This window comes from Candidatus Rokuibacteriota bacterium (assembly GCA_016188005.1).
In the GTDB taxonomy this organism is placed as follows: Bacteria; Methylomirabilota; Methylomirabilia; order Rokubacteriales; family CSP1-6; genus UBA12499.
Genome location: JACPIQ010000067.1, coordinates 1 through 23,779, shown reverse-complemented (window position 1 = coordinate 23,779; position 23,779 = coordinate 1). Strand labels below are relative to the sequence as shown.

General features: G+C 70.7%; 20 protein-coding genes. 19 read left to right on the top strand and 1 reads right to left on the bottom strand.

Features of this window, described 5'->3' with window-relative positions:
• Nucleotide 1: 1 nt before the first annotated feature.
• The 7 genes from fabG (at nucleotide 2) to HYV93_12750 (ending at nucleotide 6,701) form a co-directional block, all read left to right on the top strand.
• A complete protein-coding gene (fabG, locus tag HYV93_12780) occupies nucleotides 2-736 on the top strand; it encodes a 3-oxoacyl-[acyl-carrier-protein] reductase (protein ID MBI2526844.1) in 735 nt (244 codons plus the stop codon).
• A gap of 75 nt (nucleotides 737-811) precedes the next feature.
• Nucleotides 812-1,048, top strand: a complete 237-nt coding sequence (gene acpP, locus HYV93_12775; GenBank protein ID MBI2526843.1) for an acyl carrier protein — start codon at nucleotides 812-814, stop codon at nucleotides 1,046-1,048.
• A gap of 28 nt (nucleotides 1,049-1,076) precedes the next feature.
• On the top strand, nucleotides 1,077-2,321 hold the full coding sequence (gene fabF / locus HYV93_12770; protein ID MBI2526842.1) for a beta-ketoacyl-ACP synthase II: 1,245 nt from the start codon (nucleotides 1,077-1,079) through the stop codon (nucleotides 2,319-2,321).
• A complete protein-coding gene (locus tag HYV93_12765) occupies nucleotides 2,322-2,771 on the top strand; it encodes a ribonuclease III family protein (GenBank protein ID MBI2526841.1) in 450 nt (149 codons plus the stop codon).
• Between the two features lie 9 nt (nucleotides 2,772-2,780).
• Complete coding sequence (locus tag HYV93_12760) at nucleotides 2,781-3,935, top strand: site-2 protease family protein (GenBank protein ID MBI2526840.1); 1,155 nt, start codon at nucleotides 2,781-2,783, stop codon at nucleotides 3,933-3,935.
• 15 nt (nucleotides 3,936-3,950) lie between these two features.
• Nucleotides 3,951-5,180, top strand: coding sequence for a phosphonoacetate hydrolase (gene phnA, locus HYV93_12755; GenBank protein ID MBI2526839.1), 1,230 nt, complete (start codon nucleotides 3,951-3,953; stop codon nucleotides 5,178-5,180).
• 168 nt (nucleotides 5,181-5,348) lie between these two features.
• Entirely contained in the window at nucleotides 5,349-6,701 is a 1,353-nt protein-coding gene (locus HYV93_12750; GenBank protein MBI2526838.1) for a glutamine synthetase, read from the top strand.
• 87 nt (nucleotides 6,702-6,788) lie between these two features.
• Here HYV93_12750 and HYV93_12745 read toward each other — a convergent pair whose 3' ends face one another.
• Nucleotides 6,789-10,169, bottom strand: a complete 3,381-nt coding sequence (locus HYV93_12745) for a sigma 54-interacting transcriptional regulator (GenBank protein ID MBI2526837.1) — start codon at nucleotides 10,167-10,169, stop codon at nucleotides 6,789-6,791.
• Nucleotides 10,170-10,524: 355 nt separating this feature from the next.
• Between HYV93_12745 and HYV93_12740 the strand changes: the two genes are divergently transcribed.
• The 12 genes from HYV93_12740 to HYV93_12685 form a co-directional block, all read left to right on the top strand.
• Nucleotides 10,525-10,929, top strand: a complete 405-nt coding sequence (locus tag HYV93_12740; protein MBI2526836.1) for a hypothetical protein — start codon at nucleotides 10,525-10,527, stop codon at nucleotides 10,927-10,929.
• A 440-nt stretch (nucleotides 10,930-11,369) separates the two neighbouring features.
• Entirely contained in the window at nucleotides 11,370-12,278 is a 909-nt protein-coding gene (locus HYV93_12735) for a hypothetical protein (GenBank protein ID MBI2526835.1), read from the top strand.
• A gap of 144 nt (nucleotides 12,279-12,422) precedes the next feature.
• Entirely contained in the window at nucleotides 12,423-12,971 is a 549-nt protein-coding gene (locus HYV93_12730) for a PEP-CTERM sorting domain-containing protein (protein ID MBI2526834.1), read from the top strand.
• A gap of 703 nt (nucleotides 12,972-13,674) precedes the next feature.
• Nucleotides 13,675-14,439 (top strand): SDR family oxidoreductase, encoded by a 765-nt coding sequence (locus tag HYV93_12725; GenBank protein MBI2526833.1) that lies wholly within the window; start codon nucleotides 13,675-13,677, stop codon nucleotides 14,437-14,439.
• Nucleotides 14,440-14,511: 72 nt separating this feature from the next.
• Nucleotides 14,512-15,531, top strand: coding sequence for a putative 2-aminoethylphosphonate ABC transporter substrate-binding protein (locus tag HYV93_12720; GenBank protein MBI2526832.1), 1,020 nt, complete (start codon nucleotides 14,512-14,514; stop codon nucleotides 15,529-15,531).
• A 53-nt stretch (nucleotides 15,532-15,584) separates the two neighbouring features.
• Nucleotides 15,585-17,516 (top strand): ATP-dependent DNA helicase RecQ, encoded by a 1,932-nt coding sequence (locus HYV93_12715; protein ID MBI2526831.1) that lies wholly within the window; start codon nucleotides 15,585-15,587, stop codon nucleotides 17,514-17,516.
• Nucleotides 17,513-18,610 carry a putative 2-aminoethylphosphonate ABC transporter ATP-binding protein gene (locus tag HYV93_12710; protein ID MBI2526830.1) on the top strand — a complete coding sequence of 366 codons (1,098 nt, stop codon included), beginning with the start codon at nucleotides 17,513-17,515 and terminating at the stop codon, nucleotides 18,608-18,610. The genes HYV93_12715 and HYV93_12710 overlap by 4 nt, the downstream gene beginning before the upstream one ends.
• 4 nt (nucleotides 18,611-18,614) lie before the next feature.
• Complete coding sequence (locus tag HYV93_12705) at nucleotides 18,615-20,360, top strand: putative 2-aminoethylphosphonate ABC transporter permease subunit (GenBank protein ID MBI2526829.1); 1,746 nt, start codon at nucleotides 18,615-18,617, stop codon at nucleotides 20,358-20,360.
• A 76-nt stretch (nucleotides 20,361-20,436) separates the two neighbouring features.
• Nucleotides 20,437-21,174, top strand: a complete 738-nt coding sequence (locus HYV93_12700) for an SDR family oxidoreductase (protein MBI2526828.1) — start codon at nucleotides 20,437-20,439, stop codon at nucleotides 21,172-21,174.
• 139 nt (nucleotides 21,175-21,313) lie between these two features.
• On the top strand, nucleotides 21,314-21,763 hold the full coding sequence (locus HYV93_12695; GenBank protein ID MBI2526827.1) for a hypothetical protein: 450 nt from the start codon (nucleotides 21,314-21,316) through the stop codon (nucleotides 21,761-21,763).
• A 285-nt stretch (nucleotides 21,764-22,048) separates the two neighbouring features.
• Nucleotides 22,049-22,201: a hypothetical protein gene (locus HYV93_12690; protein ID MBI2526826.1), complete on the top strand. Its 153-nt coding sequence runs from the start codon at nucleotides 22,049-22,051 to the stop codon at nucleotides 22,199-22,201.
• An 82-nt stretch (nucleotides 22,202-22,283) separates the two neighbouring features.
• Nucleotides 22,284-23,779: DEAD/DEAH box helicase family protein (locus HYV93_12685; protein ID MBI2526825.1), on the top strand; the 1,496-nt coding region annotated here is incomplete at its 3' end.

The window sequence follows — 23,779 nt, the reverse complement described above, 5'->3', positions numbered from 1 at the left end:
GCTGGCGGGGCGTGTTGCACTCGTCACCGGCGGCAGCCGCGGCATCGGGCTGGCCATCGCCGGCTTGTTGGCAGAGGACGGGGCTTCCGTGATAGTCTCTGGCCGCGACGCGGGGCGGCTCGAGGCTGCGGCCAAGGGGCTGGAAGCATTGGGCGGCCCGGTGCTCGCCGTCGTCGCCGACGCGGCCCGGCGCGAGGATGCCGACCGGCTCGTCGCAGCCTCCCGCGAGCGCTTCGGGCGTGTCGACGTGCTGGTGAACAACGCCGGCATCACGCGGGATCAGCTGCTCGTCCGCATGAAGGACGAAGAGTGGGACCAGGTCCTGGACACCAACCTTCGCGGGGTGTTCCTGATGACGCGTGCCGTGGCGAAGGTGATGATGCGGCAGAGGAGCGGGCGCATCATCAACATCTCCTCGACGGCCGGGGCCATGGGCAATGCCGGGCAGGTGAACTATTCGGCCGCCAAGGCGGGGGTCATCGGTCTCACGAAGGCCGCCGCCCGTGAGCTTGCTCACTGGAACATCCTCGTGAACGCCGTGGCGCCGGGGCTGATCGACACGGACATGGCCGCGACGATCCCGCCGGAGGCCCGGGAGGCGCTGCTCCAGCAGGTGCCGCTCAAGCGGATGGGCTCGGCTCGTGAGATCGCCGAGATCGTGCGGTTCCTGGCCGGCGACGGCGCCGCGTACGTCACGGGGCAGGCGATTCACGTCAACGGCGGCCTGTACATGTAGCGACTGTAGCGCCGCGGCGCCGCCGCGGCAGGCAGTGGACCTTCACGCACGTCAGCCGTGCCACGGGGGGTGTTGATGTCGAAGCCAGTCGAAGAGCGGGTCCGGGAGATCATCAGCGAGAACCTCGGAGTCAGGCCCGACGAGGTCACGATGGAGGCGAAGTTCATCGAGGACCTCAACGCCGACTCCCTGGACACGGTGGAGCTCGTGATGGCGTTCGAGGAGGAGTTCGGCATCGAGATCCCCGACGAGGACGCCGAGAAGATCACGACCGTCGGCGACGCCATCCGCTACATCAGGGACAAGGCCTGAGGGCGGGGCCGCCCGGCGAGGGGGACGCGTGAACGCGCAGCGGGTGGTCATCACGGGAGCGGGGGCCGTGACCCCGGTGGGGAACACGGCCGACGAGTTCTGGTCCGCCCTGATGCAGGGCAAGTCCGGCATCGGCCCGATCACCCGCTTCGACACGGCAGGGTACCCGACGCGCATCGCCGGTGAGGTGCGAGGGTTCGAGTCGCTCAGGTACGTGGAGAAGAAGGACGACCGCAAGCTCGACCTGTACCTCAAGTACGCCATCGCCTGCGCGGTGATGGCCGTGGAGGACGCGGGGCTCGATGTGGGCCGCGTGGACGGGACGCGCTTCGGCGTCCTCGTGGGCTCGGGCATCGGCGGCATCACGACGCTCCTGGAGAATCACAAGATCCTCCTGGAGAAGGGGATCGACCGGGTGTCCCCCTTCTTCATTCCCATGCTCATCATCAACATGGCCTCTGGCCTGATCTCCATGCGTTTCGGCGCGCGCGGGCCCAACTCGTCCGTGGTCACGGCGTGCGCCACCGGCAACCACGCCATCGGCGATGCCATGAAGATCATCCAGCGGGGCGACGCGGACGTCATGATCGCCGGAGGCGCGGAGGCCATCATCATCCCGATGACCATCGCCGGCTTCTGCCAGATGAAGGCCATGTCCACCCGGAACGACGACCCGACCCGGGCCTCGCGGCCCTTCGATTCCGAGCGGGACGGCTTCGTCTGCGGCGAGGGCGGAGGGCTGGTGGTACTCGAGTCCCTCGAGCACGCGCTCCGGCGGGAGGCGCGCATCTACGCCGAGGTGGTGGGCTACGGCATGACCGGCGACGCGCACCACATGACGGCGCCCGACCCGGAGGGGGACGGCGCCGCCCGCGCCATGCAGGCGGCGCTCCGGGACGCCGGGCTCGCGCCGGAGGCGGTGGGCTACATCAACGCCCACGGCACCTCGACGCCCTACAACGACAAGTTCGAGACCCTGGCCATCAAGCGGGTGTTCGGCGAGCACGCCCGCCGCCTCGCGGTGTCGTCCACCAAGTCCATGACCGGGCACCTGCTGGGCGCCGCCGGCGGGATCGAGGCGATCGCCACGGCCTTCGCCATCCACCACGGGATCCTGCCGCCGACGATCAACCACGAGAAGCCCGACCCGGAGTGCGACCTCGACTACGTGCCCAACCAGGCGCGCAAGCAGAACGTGGAGATCGCGCTGAGCAACGCCTTCGGGTTCGGCGGGACGAACGCGACGCTGGCCTTCAAGCGATACCGCGCGTAGGTGGCGCGGCCGCCGGATCCGCTCGACGTCCTGGGGGCCCGTCTCGGCCATGCCTTCGGGGATCCCGCGCTGCTCCTCCAGGCCCTGACCCATCGCTCCTACGCCAACGAGCACCCGGAGAGCCCGGACAACGAGGCGCTGGCCTTCCTCGGCGATGCCGTCCTCCAGCTCATCGTCACCGAGCAGCTCTGGCGGGCGGCGCCGGGAGACCCGGTGGGCCTCCTGACCCCCCGCAGGGCTGAGATCGTCTCGGGGGCGGCGCTCGCCCGCTGCGCCGAGCGGCTCGAGCTGGGCGAGCTGCTCCGCCTCGGACGGGGCGAGGCCCAGCAGGGCGGGCGGGCCAGGGAGTCGGTGCTCGCCACGGCGCTCGAGGCCGTGCTGGGTGTCCTCTATCTCGAAGGCGGTCTTCCCGCCGCGAGGCGCGTGGTCGCCTCGCTGGCCCTGTGGTAGCGTGAAGCCATGCCGCTCTGGCCCTTCCGCCGCCGCCGGCCATCTGCCGCCGGCGCCGTCCCGCCGGAGGCGCTTCTCGTCACGGCAGACCTCCTGCGACGCAACGTGGAGGACGTCTTCGTCGTGCGGGAAAGCGGGGCCCGCGGGCACGCCTTCCTCTTCGGCGGGGAGCTGCTGGTGACGCCACGCCGGGCGCGCGATCTCCTGGAAGCGCGGCTCAGGCCCCACGGGTACACGCCGTTCCTGAGCCGCGACCGGGGGCTGACCTGGATCCAGGCCCTGCCTCTGGGGGACGTCACCGCGCCCGCGCGCCCCGCCGTGAACGTGGTCCTGTTCCTGCTGACGTTGCTCTCGACCCTCATGGCCGGGTCGCTCGTGGCGGGCTCGCTGCCCTTCGCGACCTTCGACCCGCTGGTGGCGCCGCGCCGGCTGCTGGACGGCCTGCCCTTCGCGGCCACGCTGCTCGCCATCCTCGGTACCCACGAGTTCGGCCACTACTTCACGGCCCGCGCCTACGGGGCCTCGGTGAGCCTGCCCTACTTCATCCCGGCCCCGCCGCCCCTGTTCCTCTTCGGAACGCTCGGCGCGGTGATCCGCATGCGCTCGCCGGCGCGCGACCGGAACTCGCTCTTCGACATCGCGGCGGCCGGTCCCCTGGCGGGGCTCGGGGTGGCGCTCCCGGCGCTGTGGCTGGGGCTTGGCTGGTCGCGCGTCGGGGTCGTGCCCGAGAGCGGGGCCATGGCTTTCGGCGACTCCCTGCTCCTGCGGGCCATGACCTACCTGATGTTCGGGCGGCTCCCGGAGGGGATGGACGTCTTCATCCACCCCGTCGCCCTCGCCGGCTGGGTGGGGCTCTTCGTCACGGCGCTCAACCTGTTCCCGGTGGGGCAGCTCGACGGCGGGCGCATCGCCTACGCGCTCTTCGGCGGGCACCATCGGAGGGTGTCGGTGGGCACGGTCCTCGCGCTGCTGCTGCTCGGCGCCGTCACCGGCTCAGCCAACTGGTTCGTCTTCGCCGGCCTCGTCACCTTCCTCATCGGCTTTCACCACGCCCCGCCCCTCGACGACCTCACCCCGCTCAGCCGAGGGCGCTACGCGGTCGGGCTCGTCTGCCTGCTCCTGCTGGTGCTGCTCATCCCGCCAATCCCGTTTCACATGAGCTGAGCCGCGCGAGCGCCCATGACGATCCCGGCCCGGGCCATCACCGTCAACGGGCGGTCCTATCGCTGGCCCGCTCGGCCGCTCGTGGTCGTCTGCCTGGACGGCTGCGAGCCCGACTACATCGCTCGCGCCGTGGGGGCGGGAGCCACGCCGTATCTGGCGCGCCTCCTGGCCGCCGGCACGAGCCGGCTGGCGGAGTGTGTCGTGCCGAGCTTCACCAACCCGAACAACCTCTCGATCGTCACGGGCGTCCCGCCCGCCGTGCACGGGATCTGCGGCAACTACTTCTACGATGCCGAGGCCGGCGCGGAGGTGCTGATGAACGACCCGAAGTACCTCCGCGCGGGGACCATCCTCGCCGCCTTCTCGCGGGCGGGGGCGACCGTGGCGGCCGTGACCGCCAAGGACAAGCTGCGGAGCCTGCTGGGTGCGGGGCTCGCGGGGATCTGTTTCTCCGCGGAGCGCGCCGGGGACACCACGGAGGCGGAGCACGGGATCGCCGATGCGCGGCAGTTCGTGGGGCGGCCCGTGCCCTCGGTGTACAGCGCCGAGCTGTCGGAGTTCGTCCTCGCCGCGGGTGTGAGGCTCACGGAGTCCCGGACGCCCGACATCCTCTATCTCTCCACCACGGACTACGTCCAGCACAAGCACGCCCCGGGCACGGCGGAGGCCAACCGGTTCTACGGCATGCTGGACGGCTATCTGGCGCGCCTGGACGGACTCGGCGCCACCGTGGCGCTCACGGCGGACCACGGGATGAACGCCAAGACCGACGCCGACGGCGCGCCGAAGGTGATCTACCTCCAGGGCCTGCTGGACCGCTGGCTCGGGGCCGGCCGCGCCCGCGTGATCCTGCCCATCACGGATCCCTATGTCGTCCACCACGGCGCGCTGGGCTCCTTCGCCACCGTTTACCTGCCGCCGGGCGTCGAGGCCGCCGGGGTGATGGAGCGGATGAGGGCGCTGCCCGGGATGGAGTGCGTCCTGGACCGCGCGGAGGCCTGCCGCCGCTTCGAGCTTCCGGGGGACCGCATGGGGGACGTGGTGGCGATCTCCAGCCGGGACACCGTGATCGGCACGAGCCAGGACAGACATGACCTCTCCGGCCTCGACGTGCCGCTCCGCTCCCACGGCGGGCTCTCCGAGCGGACGGTGCCGATGCTCCTGAACCGACCGACACCAGGGCTCGACGCGGACGCGCGGCTCCGGAACTTCGACGTCTTCGACGTGGCGCTCAACCGCACCTGACCCAGGCCCTCGCACGTACGCCTTCCGCGTCTGCGAGCGCCCCCGCTTGCTCCCTCTGGCAATCCCCGCTAAGATTGCGGCGCCTCTGAGCCGGCGGCTCCGGATGCTCACCTGTGGCCGGCTCCGGCGCTCCCCGTACACGGAGAGGAGAAACGCGTGGCCGACGCCGTGGACCCGCAGGGGCTCGAGCCGCTGATCCGGAAGGGCGAGGTGGACACCGTCCTCGCCGTTTTTCCCGACGGGCTCGGCCGCCTCCTGGGCAAGCGGGTGGTCGGGCGCTACTTCCTCGACCATGTGCTGTCGGACGGCGTCCATGCCTGCATCTACCTCTTCACGGTGGACATGGAGATGGAGCCGCTGCCCGGCTTCAAGCTCACGTCGTGGGAGCGCGGCTACGGCGACATGAAGCTCGTGCCTGACCTGCGCACCTGGCGTCTCGTCCCCTGGCTGCCGAAGACGGCGCTGGTCTTCTGCGACGTCTACACCGAGGAGGGCGAGCCGATCGAGGAGGCGCCGCGCTGGGTGCTCAGGCGGCAGGTGGAGCGCGCCGCCCGGGCAGGCTATGTGGTGAAGACGGCCTCGGAGCTGGAGCTCTACCTCTTTCGCGAGTCCTTCGACGAGGCCCGCGCCAGGCGGTACCACGGCCTCACGCCCGTCTCCGGCTACCTCGAGGACTACCACATCCTGCAGACCTCCAGGGAGGAGGGGCTGGTGCGGACCATCCGCAACCACATGGAGGCGGCGGGCGTCCCCGTGGAGTTCTCCAAGGGCGAGTGGGGGCGCGGGCAGGAGGAGATCAACCTCCGCTACGCCGAGGCGCTCGAGATGGCGGACCGCCACGTGCTCTACAAGCACGGCGTCAAGGAGATCGCCTGGCAGCAGGGCTCGTCGGTGACCTTCATGGCGAAGTACGACATGGGCGCCGCGGGGTCGTCCTGTCACCTGCACTCCTCGCTCTGGGATCGGAGCGGCCGGCGGAGCCTCTTCGCGCTGAAGGGCTCGCGCCAGGGCACGCCGCTCTTCCAGCACTGGCTCGCAGGGCAGCTGGCCATGGCGCGGGAGCTGGCGTACTTCTACGCGCCCACGGTCAACTCCTACAAGCGCTACCAGGCCGGCTCCTTCGCCCCGACCCGCATCGCCTGCGGCTGGGACAACCGGACCTGCGGTTTCCGGCTCTGCGGCGAGGGGGCGAGCTTCCGGCTGGAGAACCGCATCCCGGGGGCCGACGCCAACCCCTACCTGGCCTTCGCCGCGACCATCGCCGCGGGGCTTCACGGCATCGCCCGGAAGCTCAAGCCGCCGAAGCCGTACGAGGGCAACGCCTACGAGGACACGGAGCTGGCCCAGGTGCCGAAGACGCTCCGGGAGGCGCTGGACCAGCTGGCCGGCTCCCGCGTCGCGCGCGAGGCCTTCGGGGCCCGGGTCGTCGAGCACTACCTCCACCACGGACGGCTCGAGCAGCAGGCCTTCGACCAGTCCGTCACCGACTGGGAACTGCTCCGCCTGTTCGAGCGCATATAGATAACGCGGAGCCACCTCACGAAGGTCGTCGCTTGCGACGACCGTAGATCAGATCAAGATCTGCTCGGGCAGGCGGTCTGGCGCTGTTCAGCCGCCGGCCGGGCCGATACCGGCATCCCGGCCCCGCGCCACGGCGATGGCCCGCTCCAGCGGCGCTCCCCGACCCTGGTCCCAGGCCGAGGCGAAGGCCACGTCGCCGCACGCCGCGCGGGCGCGGGCCGCGTCGCCGTCGCGCTCCTGACGCGCGCTCGGGGACAAGGGCGCGCCGATGGTTTCCCTGAGCGCCGTCGCCGCGCCGAGGAGCCACGCCGCCCGGATCGGCTCCCCGCGGTCGGCCGCCACCGCTGCCATCGTCTCGAGCCCGGCCGCCATGCCCACCGGGTTCGCCAGGCCCCGGTGCAGGTCCAGGCTCTCCCCGCAGAGCGCGCCCGCCCGTGACAGGTCGCCCTCGTCGCGCGCGATGCGCGCCAGGCTTCCGAGGCTCACCGCGACGCCGCGCCGGTCCCCGAGCGCCCGGCGGAGGACCAGGCTCTCGTCGCAGAGCCGGGAGGCGCGCGCGAGGTCGCCCTGGCGCCGCGCCAGGGCGCCGAGGCCGTTCAGGGAGATGGCGATGCCCGGCTGATGCCCCACGGCCCGCCTGAGCGCGAGGCTTTCCTCGTAAAGGGTCGCCGACCGCTCCAGATCGCCTTCACACTGCGCGAGGTCGGCCAGCCCGTGGAGCGCGGCCGCGATCCCGTAGCGGTGGCCCATGTCCCGGAACAGCCGCAGGCCCTCCTCGGTGAGATTCGTCGCCCGGGCAAAGTCGCCCCGGAATCGCGCGGTGCGCCCGAGGTTGTTGAGCGCGATGGCCCGGCGGAAGCGGCTGCCTGGCTCGGCCAGGAGCGGGAGGGCCTCCTCCAGGAGCGCTGTTGCGCGCTCGTACTCGCCCCGGTCGTGGGCGACCACGGCCAGGTTCCCGAGGGAGAGGGCGACCTCGCGCGGGTCCCCCAGGGCCTGCCGCATCGCCAGTGCCGTCTCATGGTGGGCTGCCGCGCCCGCGTAGTCCCCCTGGGCGCGAGCCAGCATCCCGGCAGCGGTGAGCGCGTCGGCGCGCGCCGCGGAGACTCCGGGTGGAGTCTCCGCCAGCACCCGCTCGAGGCACTCGCGGCCCTCGCCGCGGCGCCCGGTGAAGAGCCAGAACCGCCACAGCGCGCCGCCGAGCCGGAGCCGCCCCTCCGCGTCCTCCCGCTCGGCGTCCCGCCACGCGAGCGCCGCGAGGACATCGGCGTGCTCGGCCTCCAGCCGCTCCAGCACGGCGAGCCGCCCGGCCTCCGGCGCCCCCTCCTCGAACATCCGGTGGGCGAGCGCCGCGGCGGCCCGGTACCACTGCTGGTGCCTGGCGCGGAGTGCTCGCTCCTCCCCCGAGGCGCCGAGCTTCTCGCGGGCGTAGGCGCGGACCGTCTCCAGCAGGCGGTAGCGCGCCTCCCCGCGCGCGACACTGACGCTCACCAGCGACTGGTCCACGAGCCGGGTCAGGACCTCCAGGAGGCCCGACGGCTCGATCCCGTCGCCCGCGCACACACCCTCGGCGGCCTCCAGCGAGAACGGCCCGGCGAACACCCCGAGCCGCGCCAGGAGGCAGCGCTCATCAGGCGAGAGGAGATCGTGGCTCCACTCCATGGTCGCGCGCAGCGTGTGCTGGCGCGGCACATCGTTGCGGCTCCGTCCGGCGAGGAGGCGGAACCGGTCGTGGAGCCGGGCGTTGATCTGCTCCACGGCCAGGACCCGGAGGGACGCGGCGGCCATCTCGATCGCGAGCGGCATCCCGTCGAGGCGATAGCAGATCTGGGCGACGGCCAGGGCGTTCTCGGCCGTCACGCTGAAGCCGGGCTGCACGTGGCCGGCGCGGTCGAGGAACAGCTCCACCGCCTCCGAGTGCGCCAGCTCGTCGAGCGGCGGTAGCCGGTCCGGGGGCGGCAGTGCCAGGCTTGGCACCCGCCAGATCACCTCACCCGGGACGTCGAGGGGCTGTCGGCTCGTGGCCAGGATGCGCACCCCGGGGCCCGCCTCGAGCAGCATCGCGGCCATCTCCGCGCACGCCCCGACCAGGTGCTCGCAGTTGTCCAGCACCAGGAGGAGCCGCTTGTCGCGGAGCGCCTCTGCCAGGGTGTCAATGGGCGATCCGGCGGCCTCATCCCGCACTCTCAGTGCCGCCGCCACGGCGCGCGGCACGAGCGCCGGATCCGCGAGGGTGCCCAGCTCGACCAGCCACGCGCCGTCGGGAAACTCCGCGAGGAGCCGGCCAGCCGACTCCAGCGCGAGCCGGGTCTTCCCGGCGCCGCCTGCGCCCGTGAGGGTGAGCAGGCGGCTCGCACGGGCCAGCCGCTGCACCTGATCCAGCTCGCGCGTGCGCCCCACGAAGCGGGTGAGCGGGCGCGGGAGGTTGGTGGGCCCAGCGGGTGGCGGCGGCCCAGGCGGCGCGTCGGCGGGAGTGCGCCGGAGGCGGTTGAGCTCGATCCGGTACCGGAGGGTGTGCCGCGAGATCCCGAGCCGCGCGGCGGTCCGAGAGAGGTTCCAGCCGGTCTCCTCGAGCGCGCGGGCCAGCGTCGTCGCGTCGCCACTGTCCGGGGCGTGGGACGTCGCCGGGCGCGGGGAAGGCTCCGGACGCCGTCGAGGCGCCGGCAGGGGCTCTGCCGACGAGAGCGGGTCGGGCGTCAGGGCGAGGTCGGACGGGGTCACGAGGGCTCCCTCGGCCAGCGCCGCGACCCGGTCCATCACGTTGCGCAGCTCGCGCACGTTGCCGGGCCACGGGTAGCGCCGGAGGGCGTCGCGCGCGTCGGCGGAGAGGCGCTTCGCGCCGGCCCCGGCCGTGGCGCAGGCCTCGCCGAGGAACCGCTCGGCGAGCAGCACCGCGTCGCCGTCGCGCTCGCGGAGCGGCGGCAGGCGCACCGTCAGGACGGCCAGCCGGTGGTAGAGGTCCTCGCGGAAGCGCCCCGCCCGCACGGCACCGACCAGGTCGAGGTTGGTTGCCGCCAGGAGCCAGACGTCCACGTTCTGAGTCCGCGTGCTTCCCAGGCGGCGGACCGCGCCGGTCTCCAGGGCATCGAGGAGCTTGCCCTGCAGCGCGCCGGGCATGAGCCCCACCTCGTCGAGGAACAGCGTGCCGCGGTGGGCCGTCTCCAGGAGCCCCGCCTTGGCCTGGCGGGCGTCGGTGAAGGCCCCCCGCTCGAAGCCGAACAGCTCGGCCTCGAACAGGGACTCGGGGATGGCCGCGCAGTTGACGGGGACGAAGGGCGCCCCGGCCCGCGGCCCGCTCCTGTGGATCGCCTGGGCCAGGAGGCCCTTGCCCGTGCCGGTCTCGCCGACGATCAGAATGGGACGGGGCCGCGGGGCCGTCGCCTGACGCGCGATCATGCGGCGCACACGATCGCGGAGCGCGGCCAGCACCGGGCTCTCACCGATCAGCTCTGCCAGGTGATCCGTGCTCATCGCCTCATGCCAGTCTCCACCGAACGACCGCTCTGACGCATCGCGGGGCCGCGGGCCGTTCCCAGGGAGGAACAGAACCACGGGCAAAGGACGACCGGTCATGGGTATTACACAATGGGGCGCTCGATGACAGCAAGCGGAGAGTCGCGGGAATCCGGCGGCCCGAGCCGCGACCGGGCCCGCTCGAGTTCCCGGGGTCTCGGGCGGTGCGACCGCGAAGTGGTGCCCATGCGGCAGCGGCTGGGCACCAGCCGGGCACCACCGTGGCCGCCTCGCGGGCTGCGTCCCAAATGCCGGCCGTGCTTGCGCTTCCGGTGGCGTCCAGCTGGCACCCTGGTTGCTCGACTGGGAGCTCGTGGGCCAATCGACCGGGCACGACGAGCTTCCTGACCTCTCGCTCCATCAGGCGGCGAGGCTGGCGGCGAGCACGCGGGACTACCTCGGGCGGCTCTGCGAGGTGCTTGGGGTCCCGGAGCGGGGGTGGGTCGTGCCCGCGCATCTCTCCTTCAGCGAGGTGTCGGGGGCGATCAGGGGCGCGATCACGCTGGCCGAGATGGCCGAGGCCGGGGATGCGGACGCGCAGGCTCGCCTCGGCAGGTGGATGGCCCGGCCGGCGGAGCTGGACGCCGCGGTCGAGGCCCTCCATGCCGCCGGGGCGATCGGCAGCGAGATCCTCTGGGCGTACCGCGGGCTGGCCGAGGAGCGCGCCGCGCTCCTCGGCCGCTGGCAGATGCTCCCGCGGCGCGAGGCTGCGAGGTGAAGGCCCCGCAGGCGGCCGGTCGCCCCCGCGTCCATCAGAGGATGGAAAGACCGCCGACGTGGGGTGAGCTGGCAGGCTCAGCCTGGCTCAGCAAAACGGCCTACTGTCGCTGTGTCGGTATCGAGAAAGATCTCACGATGGCGCAGGACGGCTGCCGCCGGTACCAGAACCTCATGATTTCCTTTGTCCCAGATCCAGTGGCACATGGTATGGGGCCTACCCAGGGGATCAATGGCGTCGCCGCTGGGCCCGGCGCGCCGAGGCAAGCGGATACGCACAGGAGTGCCCAGGCCCCTCTCTCAGGAGATAAGACCAGGAACAAGGGGGCGCATCATGGTGAACAGACTGCTCTGGCCCTGCGTGCCTGCATCACGCCCCAGCAAACTGAGTGACGCCAAGGCCATCGAAAACCGGGCTCACGCTCAGGGAGGCGAAGGATCATGAAAAAGCGGGTCTTGCTACCTATGAACCGGCGTGCTGCCGTGGTGCTCTCGAGCCTTCCCGCCCTCGTCCTCGGAGCCGCTGGGATCGCGCTCGCATTGGCGCTTGCGCCCCCGTCGTTTGCGAGCACCGCCGTGTGTCTGGAAGGTCTGATCTTCGACGAACCCGTCCAACCCATGCCAAGAACCTGCCAGGCCGGCAGCCCTCTCAGCGCCGAGACGGCGTGGACCAGTCCCCCATCGAACAACGGGTCCGGAGCCCTGGGCGCGCGAGCCAGTTACGGTAGCCTGGGAGCGTATTTCACGGCTACGGCCATTGATCATGGTCACAGCGCCACCGGCGGCAGCGCTTCCGCCTGGTTCTTTGACGATTTGACGATCAGCGGCCCGGCGGGTGAATGGGGCCGACTCGTCATCCCGTTCACGTTGGCAGTGGGGTACGACTTCGAATGGGGTTCCAACCTGTTCGCCCAAGCCGGGGTTCGAGGCGGGCCGACTCTAGCCATCGTGGAGTGCAGGATCGACACTGGATGCCGGATCAATTACGATCCGTTTCAGCCACTGCCGAGCGGCGTGCACAGCGTAGGGGTGCCGGGTGAGTACACTCAGTCATTCCCTTTCAACTCGCCGTTCGAAATCGCAGTCAGTCTCTCGGCAGGGACGGGCGCCGGCGCCTCCGGAACGCAGTGGGTGAACTCCTGGGACAGCCTCGACCTGACCGGATTTCACGTCTATTCCGGGACGACCGAGTTGTCGGGCTACGACCTCACGACGGGCTCTGGATTCGACTACCGGACGCTGAACGAGACGGTTCCGGGGACGGTTCCGGGACCCGGCACGATGTGGGCTCTGGCGGCGGGGTTGCTGTTGTTCGGCGCGCGCCGCGCGGCCCGCCGACTCAAGCGCTAACCCAGAGCGTAGCCAACTTTGGCCTCCTCCGGCGGCGGTCCCCCGTCCATGGCCCCCGTCACCGTCCCTTGCGCCCAGAGAATTAAGAATGTCTGAGCAGCAAAGGCAGTATCAAACCACCAACAATGGACGAGGAGATCGGAAATGAAAAAGCTTTCAGTACTACTGGTAGCGACGGGAATGTGGCTGATCATGGCAGAGGGTGCTTTTGCCATCCCGAAGTATAATCCAGCCACCGGTCACTGGTATGACTTGGTTTCTGACGGTCCTACTGGCGATTGGTACGTTGCCGAATCCAACGCTGTGCTGCTTGGTGGGCACTTGGTTACTATCAACGACGTAGCTGAGAATATATGGGTGTCTGGCCAATTTGGTCTTACGTACTGGATCGGCTTTAATGATGCTGCAACGGAAGGCACTTGGAAGTGGATTAGCGGTGAACCAGTAAGCTATACCTTCTGGGGGTCGGGGGAACCGAACGATTCTGGGGTAGGAGAGGACTGGGCTGTAATGGGCTGGGCTGGCGGGTTTTGGAACGATGTTTATACTCCTTGGCCTTCGGGTAACATTGACGGCATCGCTGAGTGGGAGACATCTTCTGTAGCTGCTGTACCCGAGCCTGGAACGTTGCTTCTGTTCGGTTCCTGCCTTGCAGGGCTGGTTGCTTTCAGGAAGCGGTTTGCACTGAAGTAGTTGTAGTAGTAGTTGTAGCGGTTCCGCCACCGGTTTCGTGGACACCGGGTTGATGGTTACCGGCCGGTGCGCCGGATGAGGAGGATTCTGGGGGATACCGACATAGCGCCCCCCCTCCTCAAGAGCGCTCTGAGCGCCTCTACGGGCCTCGCGTTCCCGGCGGGCGAGCCCGGTGGGCCTCACGCGGCCCTCCGGCAGAGCTGGGCGCGGGTCTGCTCGTGCTCGGGGTGCGCGCGGTCCGCGCCAGGTGGTTCGTCTAACGGTCCCGCCTCCCTCGAGCGGGGCCTCGTCGCGCAGCGCCCTCAGCTCCGCCCACTGATCCCGCCGCGGCGGCGAGACTCCCGGAGCAGCTTCTCCCCTCTGGACCCTTCTCCCCGATCGGGTGGGGGCACGGGGCCCTCGTGGCCCAGGCTCGCCCTACTTGCTCCCTGTGGCAATCCCCGCTAAGATTGCGGCGCCGCCGGGTCGGAGGAGTCGTGTGTGGATCTCTCGCCGGCGCCAGCGCTGCCCCGCGCACCAGACGAGAGGCGTGTGGCCGACTGACGGTGGGCATGGAGATGGAGCCGCTGCCCGGCTTCGAGCTCGCGTCCTGGGAGCGCCGCGACGGCGACATGAAGCTCGTGATCGAGTTTCGCACCTGAGGTCGTCGCTGGCGACGATCGTGGATCAAGTCAGGGCCGTCGCCCGACGGAGAACCGCTGACATGCCGAATCGGCTCAAGGGCAAGATCGCGCTGATCACCGGCGCGGGGATGGGCATGGGGCGCGAGGCCTCCGTGCTCTTCGGGGAGGAGGGCGCGCGCATCGTCGTCTGCGACATCAACGCCGCCGCGGCGGCCGAGACGGTGGCGCTGGTGAAGGCGGGCGGCGGCGAGGCCGTGGCCGCGGTGGGGGACGTCGCCGCGGAGGAGGATGTGAGGCGGATGGTGCAGGAGGGGGTGCGGGCCTTCGGTGCGCTCCACGTCCTCTACAACAACGCCGGGGTCCTGTGGAAGGACAGGGACCGCTCGGTGCTCGAGACGGACGGCGCCCAGTGGGACCGTGTCATGGCCATCAACCTCAAGTCGGTGGTCTGGGTCACCAAGCATGGGATCCCGCATCTGCGGCGCGCCGGGGGCGGGTCCATCATCCTGGTGGGGTCGGTGTCGGCGCTGGCCGGCTTCACCCGGGCCCAGGACGCCTACACGGCAGCCAAGGGCGCCCTCATTTCGCTGAACAAGTCGCTGGCCATCCAGTTCGCGCGCGACCGGATCCGCTGCAACATCATTCACCCCGGCATCGTCGAGACGCCGCTGCAAGCGCCCTACCTCACCGACGAGCTGCGGGCGGAGTTCAGGAGCGGGATCCCCCTGGGGCGCATCGGCCAGCCCCGGGAGATCGCCTACGCGGCGCTCTTCCTGGCTTCCGACGAGTCGTCCTTCATGACGGGCGCCGACATGGTCGTGGACGGCGGCTTCATGGCCCAGTAGGGGGGTGTCGTGTTAGGGTCGAGCGGCAGGACATCGTCCGGGTCCAACGACGCTCACGCCAAGGAGGCTCTTATGCTGAGAGGCACCCCCAGGGTTCTGGCCCTCGCCCTCGTCGCTGTGACGCTCGCGGCCGCTCCCCTCGCGGGGCCGGCCGCCGCGAAGGACGTGGTCGTGGTCTACACGGCCATCGAGAACGAGCAGATCACCGAGTACATGAAGGCCATCAACAAGTCGCTGCCCAACATCGAGCTCAAGATCCTGCGCTTCTCCACGGGCGATATCTCGGCTCGGTTCATGGCCGAAAAGGACAACATGCAGGCCGACGTCATCTGGGGCGTCGCCGCCACCAACCAGCTGATCTTCAAGAACGCGGGGCTGCTCGCGCCCTACGCGCCCAAGGGGCTCGAGCGCATCCAGCCGCTCTTCCGCGACAAGGCCAATCCGCCCGCCTGGGTCGGCATCGACATCTTCATGTCCGCCTTCTGCTTCAACACCGAGGTGGCGAAGAAGCACAACCTGCCGGCGCCCACCTCATGGGCCGATCTCGCGAAGCCGGTCTACAAGGGCCAGGTGGTGATGCCCAACCCCGCCAGCTCGGGCACGGGCTATCTCTCGGTCGCCTCCATCCTGCAGCGCATGGGCGAGACCGAGGGGTGGAAGTACCTGGACGCGGTCCACCCGAACATGGCGGAGTACACCAAGTCGGGCTCGAAGCCCTGCAAGGACGCTGCGGCCGGCGAGCGCGCCATCGGCGTGTCCTTCGAGTACGTGGCGCTGGAGATGAAGAAGAAGGGCGCTCCGGTGGTGATGGTGTTGCCCAAGGAGGGGTCCGGCTACGAGATGGAGGCCAACAGCCTGACCCGGAAGGGGGCCAAGAACCCGGCCGCCAAGCAGTTCCTCGACTGGGCGATCACGAACGAGGCCATGGGGCTGTACGCCAAGTACTTCGCCGCGGTGGGCGTGGCGGGCTTCCCCGTGCCGGAGGGCCTTCCGAAGGACATCAGCAAGGTGGTCTACCCCAACGATTTCGACTGGTCGGCCAAGAACCGCGACCGCATCCTCGCCGAGTGGCAGAAGCGGTACGCCAAGTAGCTCGGTCGGCATCGCGGCGGTCACGTTCAACGGCTCCCACGAGTGCAGCGCCCCTGACGGCCCAGCGCCTCGATGACGCCCTCCGCCGGCTGGGCTACGCCGCCTTCCGTCCCGGGCAGCGCGAGGCGGTGGAGACGCTGCTCGAACGGAGACGGCTCCTGCTGGTGGCGCCCACCGGCGGCGGCAAGAGCCTCACCTATCAGCTCCCCGCCAGCCTGCTCGCCGGCACCACGCTCGTCGTTTCCCCGCTCGTCTCGCTCATGCAGGACCAGGTCCGGGGGCTCGGGGAGCGGGGCGTGCCCGCGACCTTCCTCGCCTCGGCCCTGGAGCCCGCCGAGGTCCGCCAGCGGATGGCCCGCGTGGCGGCGGGCGCCTTCAAGCTCGTCTACGTCGCCCCCGAGCGGCTGACCCTCCCCGGCTTTCGTGGCCTGGTGCGGGATCTCGACTGCCCGCTCGTGGCGGTGGACGAGGCCCACTGCATCAGCGAGTGGGGACACGACTTCAGGCCCGAGTACCTGGAGATCGGCGGGCTCCTCGCCGATCTCCCGCGCGCCCGCATGCTGGCCTGCACCGCCACCGCCACCCCGATCGTCCGCGACGAGATCCTGGCGCGGCTGGGGCTGCCCCCTGACACCCCGCAGATGGTGCGTGGCTTCTCCCGGCCCAACCTGGCGCTCAGGGCCGTCGAGGTGGACAGCCGCCGCCACCGGGACCGGCAGGTGGACGCTCTCCTGGCCGAGGTGCTCGGGGCGCCCGGGAGCGGGCGGGGGACGGCCATCGTCTACACGCCCACGCGCAAGCTGGCGGAGGAGGAGGCCGCTCGGCTCGCGGCGCGCGGGTGGGGCGCGCAGGCCTACCATGCCGGCCTCGACGGAGCCCGGCGAGAGCGGGTGCAGCGCGAGTTCGCCGGCGGCCGGTGCGAGATCATGGTCGCGACCAACGCCTTCGGCATGGGCATCGATCGCGCCGACGTGCGCGCCGTCGTCCACCTGGGCGCGCCGGCCTCCCTCGACGCGTACTACCAGGAGGTCGGGCGCGCGGGACGGGACGGGGCGGACGCGGTGGGGCTGCTGCTCACCTCCGCGCGTGACCTGCCGCTGCGCCGCGCGCTCCTCGAGCGGGGCGCCGACGGGCGCCCGCCCGATGCGGCCATCCTCGAGCACAAGTGGGGCCTCTTCCTCGAGCTGATCCGCTGGGTCGAGGGGGGGAGCTGCCGTCACGACGCCATTCTCCGCTACTTCGGCGACGAGGCCGAGACGCTGCAGGGATGCGGGCGCTGCGACAACTGCCGCGCGCTGGACGCGGGGGACGGAGAGCGTCACGACCCCGAGACCGTGACCCTGCTCGTGCGCAAGGCGCTCAGCGGCGTGGCCCGCGTGCACGGGCGCTTCGGTCTCCAGACCGCTGTCAAGCTGGTCCGCGGCGAGGCCGATCCGCGGCTCGAGCGCGCGGGGCTCACCCGGCTATCCACGTTCGGCATCCTCGGCGATCACGGGGAGGCGTGGCTGGTGAAGCTCCTGCGCCGCTGTGTCACGGCGGGGTGGGTGAGCTTCAGCGGCGGCGACAGGCCCGTGGTCGTGCTCACCGACGAAGGGCGCGCGGTGATGCTGGGGCGGCGCCCCGCGCGCCTGCTGCTGCCGCCGGCCGGCACGGGTCCCGCCGCGCCCGGGCGGCGCGCCGCTCCCGCGAAGGGCGCCACCCCCGCCGAGCCGGACGGCGCCACTCTCGCGCTGTTCGAGGCGCTCAGGCGCCATCGGCTCCAGGTGGCGCGGGAGGAGGGAATCGCCCCGTTCATCGTCGCCAGCGACAGGACCCTCCGGGACATCGCGCTCCTGCGCCCGCGAGACGCCGCGGAGCTGCAGCTCGCCCACGGGATGGGCCCGCACAAGGCCCAGCGGTACGGCGCGGGGATCCTCCGCGTGGTGGCCTCCGCCCGTCACGCCGACGCGCTTCCCGGGGGGGACGCGACGGGCCCTGGCGCATGACCGAGCCCGCGGCCCGGCCCGCCGCCGTCGCCCTCGAGGGCATCGCCAAGAAGTTCGGCGCCTTCGTCGCGCTCCGTGATGTCACGCTGGCCATCCGTCCCGGTGAGTTCGTCTGCTTCCTCGGGCCCAGCGGCTGCGGCAAGACGCCTCTCCTCCGGATCAGCGCGGGACTCGAGCGCCAGAACGCGGGCGTGGTGACGATGTCCGGGCGGGACGTGTCGGCGCTGCCCCCCAGCGAGCGCAACTACGGGATCGTCTTCCAGTCCTACGCGCTCTTTCCCAACCTGACCGTGGCGCGCAACGTCGGCTACGGGCTCGAGACCCGGAAGGTCGCCCGGGCGGAGATCGAGCGCCGGGTGGACGAGCTGCTCGGGCTCGTGGGGCTCACCCGGCACAAGCAGAAGTACCCCTCGCAGCTCTCCGGCGGGGAGCAGCAGCGGGTGGCCCTGGCGCGGGCGCTGGCCCCGTCCCCCGCGCTCCTCCTGCTGGACGAGCCCCTCTCGGCCCTCGACGCGCGCGTGCGCCAGTCGCTGCGCCACGAGATCCGCGCGCTCCAGCGGCGCCTCGGCGTCACCACCATCATGGTGACGCACGACCAGGAGGAGGCCCTGGCCATGGCCGACCGCATCGTGGTCATGAACCATGGGGTGGTGGAGCAGGTGGGGCCGCCGCACGAAGTCTACACCCGGCCCCGCTCGCCCTTCGTGGCCCGCTTCGTGGGGCAGATGAACTTCATCTCCGCCACCGCTGCCTCGCGCCCCGGCTGGGCGCGGCTGGGGGCCCTCGAGCTCCGCCACCTGCCCGGCGAGCGGCTGCCGGAGGGCACCCCGGTGATGCTCGCGATCCGGCCCGAGGAGATCGTCGTGGGCCCGGCCGCCCGCACGGGCGAGAACGGGATGCTCACCCGCATCCGAGGCGTGCAGTTCCTGGGGCCGTTCACGCGGCTGAGCCTCCTGCTGTCCGGCGACGGGGAGGCCACGCTCGAGTGCGACGTCGCGGCCAATGCCTTTGCCGAGCTGGGCGTGACCGAGGGGTCCGAGCTGCCACTGGCGCTCCGGGCGGACGCCCTCCGGGTCTTCCCGGCGCGCGGCTGACGCCATGGCCGTCACGCCTGCCGACCTCGCCGCGGCCATTCCCGACCGCACCGTCCGCCACCGGCTGGGTCGCGAGGACGTGGTCCGCTACGCGCTGGTGGCGGCCTTCGCCGCCGTCCTCTACCTCTTCATCGTGCTCCCCATGGCGAAGATGCTCTGGCGCAGCCTGCTCGACAACGCCGGCCACTGGGTGGGGCTCGCGAACTACGTGCGCTACTTCGGCACGCCCGCCATCGCCGCCTCGGTGACCAACAGCCTCTCCGTCTCCGCCGCCGCCATGGTGCTCACCGTGGCGCTGGCCTTCGTGTACGCGTACGCGCTGACCCGGACCTGGATGCCCGCCAAGGGGCTCTTCCGCGTGGTGGCCATGCTGCCGATCTTCGCCCCCTCGCTGGTCCAGAGCATCGCCTTCGTGTACGCCTTCGGGAACAACGGGATCTTCACGCGCCTCACCGACATCAACGTTGGCATCTACGGCGCCAAGGGCATCATCTTCGCCGAGGTGTTCTACTGCTTCCCTCACGCGCTCCTGATCCTCGTGGCCGCGCTGTCGGCGACCGACGCCCGGCTCTACGACGCGGCGAAGACCCTGGGCGCCTCGGCGTTCAAGACCTTCCGCACGGTGACGCTGCCGGGCGTGAAGTACGGCCTGGTGGGCGCCTGCTTCGTCGTCTTCACCACCGTGATCACGGACTTCGGCATCCCCAAGGTGATCGGGGGGAAGTTCTCGGTGATGGCCACGGAGATCTACAACCAGGTGTCGGGCCAGCAGAACTTCACGATGGGGGCGACGGTGTCGGTGGTGTTGCTGGTGCCGGCCCTCGTGGCCTTCTTCGTGGACCGGCTCATCCAGCGGCGCAGCTACTCGCTGGTCACGGCCTCGTCGCGGCCGCTCCAGCCCGTGCCGAACCGCTGGCTGGACTGGGGGCTGCTGGCCTACTGCGCGGTGATCGCGGGCGTGATCGCCGGCATCTATCTCGTGATCCTGGTGTCCTCGCTGGTCCACCGCTGGCCGTACAACTTCGGGCTGACCCTCAAGCACTACGCCTTCGACACCGTCGGCGGCTACCGCCCGCTGCTCAACAGCGTCTACGTCTCGGCGCTCTCGGCCGTGGCGGGGACCGTGGCCACCTTCGTCGGCGCCTACGTCGTGGAGAAGTGCCGGACGGTGGCCAGCGGGCCCCTCTACCTCCTCTCCATGCTCCCCGTGTCCATCCCGGGCATGGTCCTGGGCCTCGCCTACATCTTCACCTTCAACGCGCCGGACAGCGTGCTCAACCGGCTGTACGGAACGCTGGCGATCCTGGTGATCTCCAACGTGATCCACTTCTTCACGGTGGGTTTCCTCACGGCCACCACCTCGCTCAAGCAGATGGACGCCGAGTTCGAGAACGTCTCCGCCTCGCTGGGCGTGCCGTTCTACCGGACCTTCTGGCGCGTCACCGTGCCCATCGCGCTGCCCTCGATCGTCGCCGTCAGCATGTACTTCTTCCTCAATGCCATGGTGACGCTGTCGGCGCTGGTCTTCCTCGTGGCCCCGGGCACCGAGATGGCGGCGGTCGCCGTCCTCCTCATGGACGATGCGGGCGACACCGCGCAGGCGGCGGCCATGTCCGTGCTCATCATCGCCATCGGGCTCTGCGTCCGCTTCCTCTACTGGCTCGCGATGCGCGGGGTGACGGGGCGGACTCAGGCCTGGGCGCAGGCTCCGGCCGAGCGCGCCGAGACCCCCGGCAAGGCCCTGGCATGAGGGGGTGGGCCGGACCGTCCCCTCAACCATCACCGCGACGCCGGCGCCTCGAGCCGGCCGCAGGAGGAGGCCCACGGTGTCCTTGACTGACAGGACCGCGCTCGTCACGGGTGCCGCGCGCGGCATCGGGCTCGCCATCGCGCGGCGCCTTGCCGCCGACGGTGCGCGCGTCGCCCTGCTGGACCTCGACCGCGAGGCCGCGGAGGCCGCGGCGCGCGCGGTGGGCGGACAGGCCATTGCCGTCGCGGCGGACGTGACGCGGGCCGCGGAGGTGGAGAAGGCGGTGGCCCGGGTACTGGGCCGCTGGGGGCGGCTCGACATCCTGGTCAACAACGCCGGGATCACCGGGCGCTCCTTCCCCATCTGGGAGCTCACCGACGAGGATTGGCGCCGGGTGATCGAGGTGGACCTCACGAGCGTCTTCTTCTGCTGCCGGGCGGCGGTCAAGGCGATGCTGCCGCAGGGGACCGGGCGCATCATCAACATCGCCTCCATCGCGGGGAAGGAAGGCAACCCGACGCTGGTGCCATACTCCAGCGCCAAGGCCGGGGTGATCGGCCTCACCAAGGCCCTGGCCAAGGAGCTGGCCACGCGCGGCATCCTGGTGCACGCCGTGGCGCCGGCCGTCATCGGCACCGAGCTGCTCAAGCAGATGGAGAAGAGCACGGTGGATCTTCTCGTCTCCAAGATCCCCATGGGGCGCGTGGGGCGGCCGGAGGAAGTGGCGGTGCTCGTCGCCTGGCTCGCCTCAGACGAGTGCTCCTTCAGCACCGGCGCCGTCCACGACCTGTCCGGGGGGCGGGCGACCTATTAGCCGTCTCCGTCTCACCGCCTGGGTGTGGCTGGCGCTGCTCGTGGCCAGCGCCGGGGGTGTCGCGGACCGGACCGGCCCCAGGGCTCCTCACGTCACGCGCAACGTCTGCCCGAGCGAGAGCTGCGCATACGGGACGTGGGTGGCGCGGTCGCGGCTGACCGCGTATGCCGCCGAGGGGGACACCTCGAAGCCGGCCTTCCCCGTCCGCCCGGGCGAGCGCTTCACGGCGGTCCGCGGCAATGTCCACGCGGTCAAGCTCGGCGTCGTCGCCGTCACAGCGCCCGTCAAGGGGGCGGCGGGGCGCACGCTCCGGCCGGGCGACCGGGTCCACGTCCTCTCCTACCGCGGGGAGGGCCGGTACGATCTCTGGCACGCCGGGCGGCTGATGACGCTCGAAGCCTTCTGGGAGCCGCTGGCTGCCGACGGGCGCGTCGCCGGTGTCATGCGGGCCCGGCCGGAGATGATGTGGTGGGTCCTGATCAAGACGCGGGCGGGACGGCAGGGGTGGCTCAGGCTCAGGAACATGGCCGAGCATGGCTTCGCGATGCAGGAAGACATCTGCATGAAGGAGGCGAGCCGCCGGTGTTGACAGTTGATCGCGTGGGCGGCGGGGCGCTGGCGCTGCTGGCTGTCCTGGTGCTCTGGGAGAGCCGCGCGCTGCCTCTCGGCGCCTGGCGCAACCCCGGCCCCGCCGCCATGCCGGTGGCGCTGGCGCTGATCGCCCTCGTCCTGGGGGTCCTGATCGCCCTGGGCGGCGGGCGCTCCGCGCCCCTCGCCGCGGTGGGCTGGGGCGAGGCCCGTCACGCCCTCGTCATCCTCGGCGCCTGCGCCCTTCGCGGCCCTGGCCCTCGAGCGGCTCGGCTATCGCCTGACGATGCTCCTGCTGCTGGGCTTCCTGCTCCGGGTGGTGGAGCGCCGGCACCTCCCGGCGGCTGCGGCCTTCGCGGTGGGGCTCGCGTGGGGCTCCTTCCACCTCTTCAGCACCCTGCTGCGGGTCCCGCTTCCGCGCGGGCCGTGGGGCCTGTGATGGCCGAGCCCTGATGCTCGAGACGCTGCACGAGGCAATTAGCGGGTACGGCCGACGCGGAGTTAGGTAAGATTCTCCCAGGATGCGCCATCTCGACCAGGCTCTCGCTCAGCGAGTAGAGAAGTGGCGGACAGATGGCTATCCTTCGGCCGAGTACCCCGCCATCGCCGAAATCTTCGAGTGGGCCAGCGACGCTGAGTCGGGGGCGCTGAGGTTTCTGCGGAGACCACAGCTCCGGGCACTGGAGACCTACTGGTACCTCCGGCTGATCGAGGACACGCCGCACGTCTTCACGCTGTACCAGCGACTCTTCCCTGACCCCGCTGACCTGATCGAGGCGCTCGGGCTCACCACTCCGGAGATCGAGACGCTCGTCGTCGGCCGGTCGCTCGACACTCTCTGGAAGCGAATCAAAGCCGACGACGGCTTCGTCCGCGAACATCGCCTGGAAAGCCTGCGCGAGACGCTGACCCTCGACTATCCGAGCTACATCCTGGCGCTTGCCATGGGGGCCGGGAAGACCATCCTGATCGGCGCCATCTTCGCGACGGAGTTCGCGATGGCCCTCGAGTACCCGGACGGGCCCTTCGTCCAGAATGCGCTCGTGTTCGCCCCCGGGAAGACGATCATCGAATCGCTCCGCGAACTGGCCGCGGTGCCTTACGCCAAGATCCTGCCGGCGCGGCTCCACAAGCCATTCGCGGCGTCGGTCAAGCTCACCTTCACGCGAGACGGCGAGAAGGACATCCCCGTCATCCGCGGCAGCCTCTTCAACGTGGTGGTGACCAACACGGAGAAGATCCGGATCCAGAAGGAGACGGTGAGGAAGAGCGACCTCGGGGACCTGTTCGCCCGAGGCCGGGAGGACGAAGCCCGCGCCGAGGTGGCCAACCTCAGGCTCCAGGCTGTCGGCTCGCTCCCTCACCTGGCCGTCTTCTCGGACGAGGCCCACCACACCTATGGCCAGTCGCTCGAAGCCGAGCTGAAGAAGGTCCGAAAGACCGTGGACTACCTGGCGGCGAGCACCCACGTGGTCGCTGTCGTGAACACCACCGGCACCCCGTACTTCAATCGTCAGCCCCTCAAGGACGTGGTGATCTGGTATGGGCTCTCCGAGGGCATCCGCGACGGCATCCTCAAGGACGTCTCGGGCAATATCCAGGCCTTCGACTTCGAGGGACGGGCCGAAGCCTACGTGAGCCACGTGATCGAGGACTTCTTCCGGGATTATGGGGAGGTGTCCCTCCCGAATGGGGCGCCGGCGAAGCTGGCGATCTACTTCCCGCAGACTGACGATCTGGAGGCGCTCCGTCCGGCCGTGGACGTTGCCATGGGCAGGGTCGGCCAGAGTCCGGCCGTCTGCCTCCGCAACACGTCGGAGTCCAGGCAGGAGGAAGTGGACGCCTTCAACCGGCTCAACGACCCGGCCGCTCCCCACCGGGTGATCCTCCTGGTCAACAAGGGCACGGAGGGCTGGAACTGCCCCAGCCTCTTCGCCTGCGCGCTGGCTCGCAAGCTGAAGACCAGCAACAACTTCGTTTTGCAGGCCGCGAGCCGGTGCCTGCGCCAGGTGCCGGG

Excerpts from the sequence above, each read along its gene's own strand:
- HYV93_12710 (MBI2526830.1), top strand. The coding sequence starts at position 17,513 with ATGACCGAGCCCGCGGCCCGGCCCGCCGCCGTCGCCCTCGAGGGCATC.
- HYV93_12690 (MBI2526826.1), top strand. The coding sequence starts at position 22,049 with ATGCTCCTGCTGCTGGGCTTCCTGCTCCGGGTGGTGGAGCGCCGGCAC.
- phnA (MBI2526839.1), top strand. The coding sequence starts at position 3,951 with ATGACGATCCCGGCCCGGGCCATCACCGTCAACGGGCGGTCCTATCGC.
- HYV93_12705 (MBI2526829.1), top strand. The coding sequence starts at position 18,615 with ATGGCCGTCACGCCTGCCGACCTCGCCGCGGCCATTCCCGACCGCACC.
- HYV93_12760 (MBI2526840.1), top strand. The coding sequence starts at position 2,781 with ATGCCGCTCTGGCCCTTCCGCCGCCGCCGGCCATCTGCCGCCGGCGCC.
- acpP (MBI2526843.1), top strand. The coding sequence starts at position 812 with ATGTCGAAGCCAGTCGAAGAGCGGGTCCGGGAGATCATCAGCGAGAAC.
- HYV93_12720 (MBI2526832.1), top strand. The coding sequence starts at position 14,512 with ATGCTGAGAGGCACCCCCAGGGTTCTGGCCCTCGCCCTCGTCGCTGTG.
- HYV93_12735 (MBI2526835.1), top strand. The coding sequence starts at position 11,370 with ATGAAAAAGCGGGTCTTGCTACCTATGAACCGGCGTGCTGCCGTGGTG.
- HYV93_12730 (MBI2526834.1), top strand. The coding sequence starts at position 12,423 with ATGAAAAAGCTTTCAGTACTACTGGTAGCGACGGGAATGTGGCTGATC.
- HYV93_12725 (MBI2526833.1), top strand. The coding sequence starts at position 13,675 with ATGCCGAATCGGCTCAAGGGCAAGATCGCGCTGATCACCGGCGCGGGG.
- HYV93_12745 (MBI2526837.1), bottom strand. The coding sequence starts at position 10,169 with ATGAGCACGGATCACCTGGCAGAGCTGATCGGTGAGAGCCCGGTGCTG.